At 70.2% G+C, this 7691-nt stretch carries 9 protein-coding genes; 5 read left to right on the forward strand and 4 right to left on the reverse strand.

Going from position 1 to position 7691, the window contains the following annotated elements:
* Together AB1673_17045 and AB1673_17050 are read left to right on the forward strand one after the other, a co-directional pair.
* The coding region (locus AB1673_17045) for an integrase core domain-containing protein (protein MEW6155665.1) at positions 1-311 on the forward strand (311 nt) is incomplete at its 5' end.
* Between the two features lie 37 nt (positions 312-348).
* Positions 349-891: a DUF6036 family nucleotidyltransferase gene (locus AB1673_17050; protein MEW6155666.1), complete on the forward strand. Its 543-nt coding sequence runs from the start codon at positions 349-351 to the stop codon at positions 889-891.
* 121 nt (positions 892-1012) lie between these two features.
* Here AB1673_17050 and AB1673_17055 read toward each other — a convergent pair whose 3' ends face one another.
* Positions 1013-1504: a hypothetical protein gene (locus AB1673_17055; protein ID MEW6155667.1), complete on the reverse strand. Its 492-nt coding sequence runs from the start codon at positions 1502-1504 to the stop codon at positions 1013-1015.
* Between the two features lie 295 nt (positions 1505-1799).
* Between AB1673_17055 and AB1673_17060 the strand changes: the two genes are divergently transcribed.
* On the forward strand, positions 1800-3311 hold the full coding sequence (locus AB1673_17060; GenBank protein ID MEW6155668.1) for a Fic family protein: 1512 nt from the start codon (positions 1800-1802) through the stop codon (positions 3309-3311).
* Between the two features lie 295 nt (positions 3312-3606).
* On the opposite strand, the gene AB1673_17065 is transcribed toward AB1673_17060, so the two are convergent.
* Entirely contained in the window at positions 3607-4251 is a 645-nt protein-coding gene (locus tag AB1673_17065) for a helix-turn-helix domain-containing protein (GenBank protein MEW6155669.1), read from the reverse strand.
* A 67-nt stretch (positions 4252-4318) separates the two neighbouring features.
* On the opposite strand from AB1673_17065, the gene AB1673_17070 reads away from it, so the two are divergent.
* Positions 4319-4870 (forward strand): antibiotic biosynthesis monooxygenase, encoded by a 552-nt coding sequence (locus tag AB1673_17070; protein ID MEW6155670.1) that lies wholly within the window; start codon positions 4319-4321, stop codon positions 4868-4870.
* Positions 4871-4876: 6 nt separating this feature from the next.
* Here the strand turns inward: AB1673_17070 and AB1673_17075 are convergent, their stop codons facing one another.
* Positions 4877-6076 (reverse strand): hypothetical protein, encoded by a 1200-nt coding sequence (locus tag AB1673_17075; GenBank protein ID MEW6155671.1) that lies wholly within the window; start codon positions 6074-6076, stop codon positions 4877-4879.
* A gap of 124 nt (positions 6077-6200) precedes the next feature.
* Here AB1673_17075 and AB1673_17080 point away from each other — a divergent pair, with 124 nt between their 5' ends.
* Entirely contained in the window at positions 6201-7304 is a 1104-nt protein-coding gene (locus tag AB1673_17080) for a DUF6065 family protein (GenBank protein MEW6155672.1), read from the forward strand.
* Positions 7305-7418: 114 nt separating this feature from the next.
* On the opposite strand, the gene AB1673_17085 is transcribed toward AB1673_17080, so the two are convergent.
* Positions 7419-7691 (reverse strand): hypothetical protein (locus tag AB1673_17085; GenBank protein ID MEW6155673.1); only part of this gene is annotated, 273 nt, incomplete at its 5' end.

The raw sequence follows: 7691 nt of genomic DNA on the forward strand, positions 1-7691 counted from the left end.
ACCTGCGGTTCCACTCCGACCGGGGCTGCCAGTACACCAGCGACGCCTACAAGAAAACCTGCGCCGCCCTCGGCATTACCCAGTCGATGGGGTCCGTCGGCGACTCGTACGACAACGCTATGGCCGAAAGCTTCTTCTCCTCTTTCAAGAGGGAACTTGTCGACGATGCCGACTTTACCACGAAGGCCGAGGCCAGACCACTCATCTTTGAGTGGCTGATATGGTACAATCGTACTCGCCTTCATAGCTCGCTTGGCTATATCCCACCGGAAGAATTCGAGCAGCTATGGTTGGACCAAATAGCCGAATAGGAACTGTGTCCGGGTTCTGGGGGGAAGCCCAGCATAGGTGGTCAGCTGTCCGGGGCTACTGAGCGACCGCGGCGAGCTCGAGGCTCTGTTCGACGAGCTCGCCGCCGAGCTGCGGCGCCTCGGCGTCGCTGCCGAGGTGGTCATGGTTGGCGGCGCATGGCTGCTGTGGCACGCACAGCGTGTCGCGACACGCGATGTCGACAGCGCCCGCCGGCTCGACCCGGAGCTTGACGGCGCCATTGAGGCCGTCGGTCGGCGTCACGACCTGCGCAGCGGCTGGCTCAACGACGCGGCCGCCGCCTTCTGGCCCGCCGGCGCCTCGATGGAGGACGCCGCCGTCGTCTACGAGCGGGAGTCCCTCGTCGTGCGGGCACCGGCGCCGGAGGTGGTCTTCGTCATGAAGCTCTACCGCGCCGACCCTCAGGACCGTGAAGACATGGTCCTGCTCTGGCCGATGTGCGCCTTCACCAGTCCCGAGGCCGCCGTGGAGGCGTTCGAGGCCGCGTACCCCCATGCCCCCGAAGACGAGCACCTTGTCGAGTACCTGCGCGCGATCGCGCAGGACGCTGCCACTGGGTGAGCAACGCTGCGCGCGACCAACTCATCCGGGACTGGCGCCGGACAGCAGCGGTGCACGCGGACCCGGAAGCCGGCTCGACGCCTCACCAAGCCTGACGGTCCGAGGGACCTCTGCGCGCTGGCTACCAGTTCGCGCAGGCGTCGAAGGAGAAGGGTCCGGCGCCCCAGTCGGGGTGTTGGCCAGGGAAGCCGCCGGGCGGGGCTTCGCCCTCGTACTCCCACTGGTCCGGCGGCGGACCAGCTGCGCCGATCGCGAAGTACCACCCGGTGACCATTCGCCGGCCCGCCCACCAGCGCTGGCCGTCCGGCGCGACATGCATCTCGATGCCGTGCTCGGCCGGCAGGCCGTGGCTGGTGAAGTCGCCCAGCATGTCCAGCAAGTCCGTTCGGTATTGGCCTCCTCGGTTGCGATACCAGCCCATCTGGCAGGTTGCGAGCCAGCGCAGGGCTCGCTTGGTCTCCTCGAACTCCCGTTGGTCCAGCTGCCGACCGTCATCGTCGGGTCCCTGCAGTCCTGCGTTCCTGACAAGCCGCAGCCGCGCCTCCTCCTGCTCCTGCTCAGCCTCGCGCCGCGCGCCCATCCACACCGCAGCTGCGATCTCCCGGTTGTCCATCCTGACGACCTCCTCGGACCCGAGCAGAGTTACGCCAGTGTAGTTCGGGGAACGGGTGTTCTGAAAGGGCCGTGGGGTCTACCAACCGGGCGCGCGCCGCGGGCACACCACTGCGCTCACGGCGCCAGCGCTGACCGCCGCGGCCGGATCGAGATCGAGCGCCCGCTTGGGCGGCTTCCCGATCCCTCGATGCCCTGAGCGATAGCTCTCGGGCGTGATCCTGGTCCCGTGGGTCCGCTCTCGGCGGTCTTTCTTTCGCTAAGGTGGCTCTCGCCGGTGTTTCTTTCGGAATCCGATGCCGAGACAGCCCACTACTCCGTGGCCGACCACGCCTGGATCGGTGTTCTTCGGCGACGTCGCCAGCGTCGCCACGTTGTCGCGTGGCGTCAGGGATGGCCGCATCCGTCGGCTCGCCAGGGGCCTCTACACCGCTGACCTCCGTGCCGACCCGGTCGAGCTGGTGGCCCGGAACCGGTGGGCGATCGTGGCCCGGCTGGTGCCCGACGCGCTGATCGCCGACCGCTCCGCGGCGGAGGGCGGGATGCCGGCAGCGGGCGTCCTTACGGTGGTGTCGACGCAACGCAAGGAGCGCGTCGAGCTTCCCGGCCTGGTGATCGCACCTCGGACTGGGCCCGGTCCGCTGGCCGATGACCTCGGGTGGGCCGAAGGGCTGCGCATCACCTCCGAAGCCCGCACGCTCGTCGACAACCTGGCTGTGTCACGCGGCCGGGGCGGACAGCTCGCCCGCACGTTGTCCCGGTCCGACCTCGAGGACTGGATCGTCCGCACCTCCCAGCGTCGACCGGACGGCTGGCTCCTGTCGCTGCGCGCCCGGGCCCTGGAGGTCTGTGACGAGCTGGGCGTGCCCGAGCGGCGCCGACAGGTGGAGGACCTGATCGGTGTCGCGGTGGGGACCCGTGAGGCTCGAGCCGGTGCCGGGCGACTGTTGGCCGCACGCGCTGCGGGGCACGAGTACGACCCCGATCGGGTGGCCCGCTTCGATGAGCTCGCCTCGTTCCTGACGGCCCTACCAGATGACCTCGACGTCCCCGATCGTCTGCCCGCGCTGGCGGACGAACCCGCGACATCGCTGCCCTTCTTCGAGGCATACTTCTCGAACTTCATCGAGGGCACCGAGTTCTCGATCGACGAGGCCGAGGCCATCGTGGCGTCGGGTGAGATCCCCGAGGAGCGCCCGGAGGACGCCCACGACGTGCTCGGCACCTTCGAGGCTGTTCGAGATCCCGAGCTGCGGGCCGCCGTCCCCACCACCTCCGACGAGTTGTTCGCGCTGCTCGAGCGGCGGCACCGGCTGGCGATGGGTGGGCGCCCGGAGCAGCGCCCCGGTCAGTTCAAGGAGAAGCCCAACCAGGCCGGCTCCTACGTCTTCGTCGCGCCCACCCTCGTGGAGGGCACGCTGATCGAGGGCTTCCGGCGGCTCGCCGACCTCGCCCCCGGGTTCCCTCGAGCCGCCTTCGAGCTGTTCCTGATCTCCGAGGTCCACCCCTACGACGACGGGAACGGCCGCGTCGCCCGTGCCGCTATGTGCGCGCAGCTGAGCGCCGCCGGCCTCGCACGATTGGTCATCCCCATCGTGTTCCGCAACGAGTACCTCACCGCGCTGCGGGCGCTGTCACGAGAGGGTCGTACCGCTCTCTACGTGCGCACCCTCGCCCACGCCTGGCGCTGGACCGCGGGGATGCCGTGGCAGGACCGCGCCGCGGTGGACGGCTACCTCGTCGCCACGAACGCACTCACCGACTCCACCGACGCCGAGCGCTCCGGTGTCCGGCTGGAGCTTCCGTGACTCCTGCCGCGCGCACTTCACCACTTTCCTGGCCTGGACCGGACATGCCCCGACCGCAGATCGTGATCGAGAACCCGATCCCGAACACGCCGGGATCTCCACCACGGGACCGGCGACGCGGTGAAGGGATGGGAGAGGGTGTGTGTGCGGCTGCGCCGGGCAACGCCCGAGTGGGGTGGGCGAAGATCACCACTGACCCCCGAGAGAGGACGGGCCGCACCCCCTCAGGGGAGGCCTCGGCACCCGGACGGTGAGGAGAGACCCTGGAGCAGCCCAACCCTCGTGGAGGGAACCCTCATGTCTGTGCAAGGAGAGCCCGGGCGAGCGTGTCGGCCAGCCATTGGGAGTGCTCGGCCTCGGACCAGCCGAGCTCGTCGCACAGCATGCGAGCCACGTCCGGGCTGGCGAGGGCCCAGATGATCTCCGCGGCCCGCTCGGTGCTGACGCGCAGGGGGCCGCGGGCGGCGAACCAGCGGGCGAAGGTCTGCATGTTCTTGAGCCGGTAGCGGTCCATCTCTTTGAACACGGAGGCCATCTCGGGTTCGACCGCTGACGCGGTGCGGAGGATCTCGAACACGGGGCGAAGCCTGGCCGACACCCCGGCGGCCCAGATCCCGAACAGCTCGATCTGCCGGCGGGGGTCGACCTCGTCCCTGATGGCCTGGGCCGGGGGTGTCTCGGTGATGTTGGCGGGGCCGTCGCCCGGCACCAGGCGGGTGTCGATGAGAGCGGTGAGGACGCGCGCCTTGCTGCCGAACACGGCGTGGACGGTGTCGCGGGCGACCTCGGCGCGGTCCGCCATGTCCTGCACGGTCGTGCGGGCGTAGCCCCGCTCGAGGAAGAGCTCGCCGGCGGCGTCGAGGATGCGCGAGCGGGTCAGGGCGGCCTGCTCGTCGCGCACCGGTGAGGAGTAACGACGCCTGCCCTTGACCTCGGCCACGAGTTCATCCTACAGTCCGCATATTCATCCGACATAGTGTCGGAGCACTACTGAACGGGAGGCATCCATGGTCGAGCTGCTCACGCAGCCACCGCCGCCAGACGTGATCGGCCGCATGCTGGCCATCGAGGGGGTCCAGGTCGTGCCTACGATGCTCGCCACCCAGCAGGGCCCCGACCGCCACCTCGGCCCTGAGGCCGCGGGAGCGATCCTGGTCCTGCAGGCGACCTTCGCCGACCCTGACCGGGCGGCCGGCTTCTGGCGTACGGCCGCCGGGCTGATGGAGAGGTTGGCGACCGCACCGGGGTTCATCCGGCGCTACAACCTCAGTGACGGGCCCCACTACACGCTGGTCGCCTTCTGGCACACGGCGGCTGACGCCCAGGCCTTCTTCGCCAGCGACGAGCACCAGGAGGCCATGCGCCTGCTCTCGGAGAACCGCTGGCAGTACAGCCACTTCGCCGGGCTGTGGGAGTGCGGTACCCCCCGCCAACGGGTCATCTTCTGCCCGGACTGCGACGCCGTCACCCCGGCCACCTCCGGCACGTGCGGCGGGTGCGGCACCGCCCTGTTCGATCCGTACGGGGCGTTGGCCCCGGCCCCCGCCCCTGCAGGCTAAGCGGGGTCAGGGGCGGCGGCAGAAGGCGGCCGGGTCGTCGAAGCGGGGGGCGAGGTCGGGGGGTTCGGGGCCGCCCACCCGTTCCAGGTCCCAGCCCCCGCGGAAGGGCTCGGTGGTCCCGTTGCGCCAGCTCCCGTAGACGATCTCTCCGTCTGAGGAGATCACCAGCCTCCACTCGACGTCGCCGGCATGGTCGTCGGGCTGGCGGCCAGGCAGGTCGCACCACCACCCGCGGAACACGCCGTCGGGCCCTACCGAGCCGACGACTGTCCCCTGGGCCAACCGGTACACGCCTCGCACCTCGTCCCCGTCCTGGCGGAAGACCACCAGGCCGAACGACGCCGAGTTCCAGACCCCGACCAGATCGCCGGTGCGAAGGGCCTCTTGGCGCTCTCCCGGGCCCAGCTCATGGGGCGTGTCGCTGCTCCAAAACTCGGCCAGCGCACCCTGCTTGAACGGCTCGTTGCTGACCGAGACATCGCCGGCGAAGGGGTAGTCGAGCAGGACCGTCAGCAGGTAGGAGAACGACACCACCGCGGCGAGAAGCCCCATGTGGACCAGTTGGGCGCGCCTTGCCATGCGGGGCCGGTGCTCGAGCACGAGCAGGAGCACCGCGCCGATGGGCAGGACGGTCCGAAGCAGGGAGGGGAGCTCGTTCGAGCTCAGTCCCAGGCGCTCGCGGCGGGCCGAGCTGGCCTCGTCGAGCTGCTCGACCGCCAGCCGGTAGTACTCGGCCTGGGGCCCGGCGGCGGGCGGTGGGTCATAGGCCTGATAGAGGGCGTAGAGGGTCTCCAGGGCGGCCGCCGCCTGCGCGCTCTCTCGGCCGTCGCGCATGCGCTCCCACTCGGGGCCGGCGATGGCATGTACGTAATGCCCGAGGCCTTCGTCGAGCACCAGTTGCTGCTCGACCGGTAGGGCTTGATTGGCCCGCTTGATGTGGGCCAGCGTCCTGGCCTCGTCGGCGACGGTCGCCTCGGCGTTGGAGAACGTATCGAGCACCGAGGCGATCACGAAGGCGAGGATCAGGGCGAAGACCAGTTCGTAGACCACCCGCAGCCCGTCGGCCATGTCCTCGAACGGCCCCTCGGCCAGGTTGGGGAACAGCTTCCAGGCGGCGACGACCCCGCCCAGCGCCAGACCGATGGTGCCACCGACGACGGTCAGCACGATCAGCGCCGATGGCACGGAGTTGAGCAACGAGCGCATCAGGGAGCACCCGTAGAGTAGTGACGCGCGGTCTTGCGGGGATCGGCCCCGTGGGCCGCGCACCGGGCCCGGCGGCGCCGGGCCAGCGTTACGCCGCTTGGCTAGGCTTGGTCCTCCCCTCGTCATGGGAGCCAAGGTGACTGCGAGATCCGAGCGGGTGCGCAACCCTCCGCCGCCAGTACCTTCGTGGGACTTCCGGGCCTACGCCGTGTCAGCCCACGACGATGTCTTTCCCCGGCCGGCGTCGCGCCGCCGGACGTGGATGGACGCTACCTCGCATGGCTTCGCTCGCCGCTGCCTCCCGTTAGTGGTTGCCAACCACGCTGGCTGGGTCGTGCGGGCCCCGTTCGGGTTGCGGGCGACGTGGAGCGGGTCCGACGGGCCGGGTGGGATCGACGTCCGGGTGCTCGGCGATGGGCACCCCGCGAGCGCGTTGGTATCCGACCACTTCGGGTACGGCATCCTGACCTTCAACATCCCTTTCGTCTTCCGTACGCCCGCGGGCGTCGGGTTATCGGTCAGGGGAGCCCCCAATTTCTGGATCGAGGGGGCACACCCTCTCGAGGGTTTGGTCGAGACCGACTGGGCCACCGTCACGTTCACGATGAACTGGAAGCTGTTGCGTCCCGGGCGACCCGTCGAGTTCCGCCAGGATGACCCGATCTGCTTCCTGCAGCCGATCGACCTCGGGCTGATCGAAGCGGCCCGACCGGAGGTGGTCGATATCGAGTCCGACGCAGGGGTCGCGGCCGGCTACCACGCTTGGGCCCGTTCCCGTTCGGCCTTCCTGGCGGACGGGGAGCGGCGCCCGGGAGACTGGCAGAGGGATTACTTCATAGGGGGTCGGCTCGCCGGCCCCGATGCTCCGGTCCACCGGACCACGGTCGCGGTCCGACCCTTCGACGGCGCACCGGCCGCCCTCGTGCACATCGTCGACGGCCAATTCACCACGGCTGACGCCGTCAATGGCCCGGCTCTTGTCAAACGGGAGCCGACGAGCGTGACCGAGCGCGGGGCCGAGTTCGTCCTCACCGACGCGGACGGGGCCCAGCACCGGCTTAATGCCACGGCCCTGTTCGTGCTGGAAGCCTGCACGGGCGAGAACAGCTACGAGGACATCGTGGAGATGGTCCGTGTGGCCTTCAGCCTCGATGACCCGCCGGGGGCGGCAGTAGGGGGATGCCTGGCTGACTTGCTGCGAGCGGGCCTGGTCGACCGGCCCGGTTAACCGGCGGCCGGGTTCCGGCCCCTGGTCGTCACGTAGCTGACACAGTCACCCTGGGTCTTGAAGGGCCGGCCGTTGTCGTCGACCAGATTGCGCCATCCCCCGAGGCGGCACGCCTCAACGTCCTGAGGCGTCCCCGGCGCCGGCGGTGGAGACGTGGGCGGCGGGGAGGTGGGCGGCGGAGACGTGGGAGGCGGGGATGTCGGCGGCGGGGAGGTCGGCGGCGGGGACGTGGGCGGCGGGGACGTGGGCGGCGGGGACGTGGGCGGAGGCGGCGGGGAGGTCGGCGGCGGGGACGTGGGCGGAGGCGGAGGCGGCGGGGAGGTCGGCGGCGGGGACGTGGGCGGAGGCGGAGGCGGCTCGGCGCACGCCGGCCGCGCGATCTCCAGA

This window comes from Actinomycetota bacterium (assembly GCA_040754375.1).
Classification (GTDB): Bacteria; Actinomycetota; Acidimicrobiia; order Acidimicrobiales; family AC-14; genus JBFMCT01.

Bases quoted from the DNA above. Each gene is read 5' to 3' on its own strand.
- AB1673_17060 (MEW6155668.1), top strand. From the start codon at position 1,800: ATGCCGAGACAGCCCACTACTCCGTGGCCGACCACGCCTGGATCGGTG.
- AB1673_17080 (MEW6155672.1), top strand. From the start codon at position 6,201: ATGGGAGCCAAGGTGACTGCGAGATCCGAGCGGGTGCGCAACCCTCCG.
- AB1673_17070 (MEW6155670.1), top strand. From the start codon at position 4,319: ATGGTCGAGCTGCTCACGCAGCCACCGCCGCCAGACGTGATCGGCCGC.
- AB1673_17075 (MEW6155671.1), bottom strand. From the start codon at position 6,076: ATGCGCTCGTTGCTCAACTCCGTGCCATCGGCGCTGATCGTGCTGACC.
- AB1673_17055 (MEW6155667.1), bottom strand. From the start codon at position 1,504: ATGGACAACCGGGAGATCGCAGCTGCGGTGTGGATGGGCGCGCGGCGC.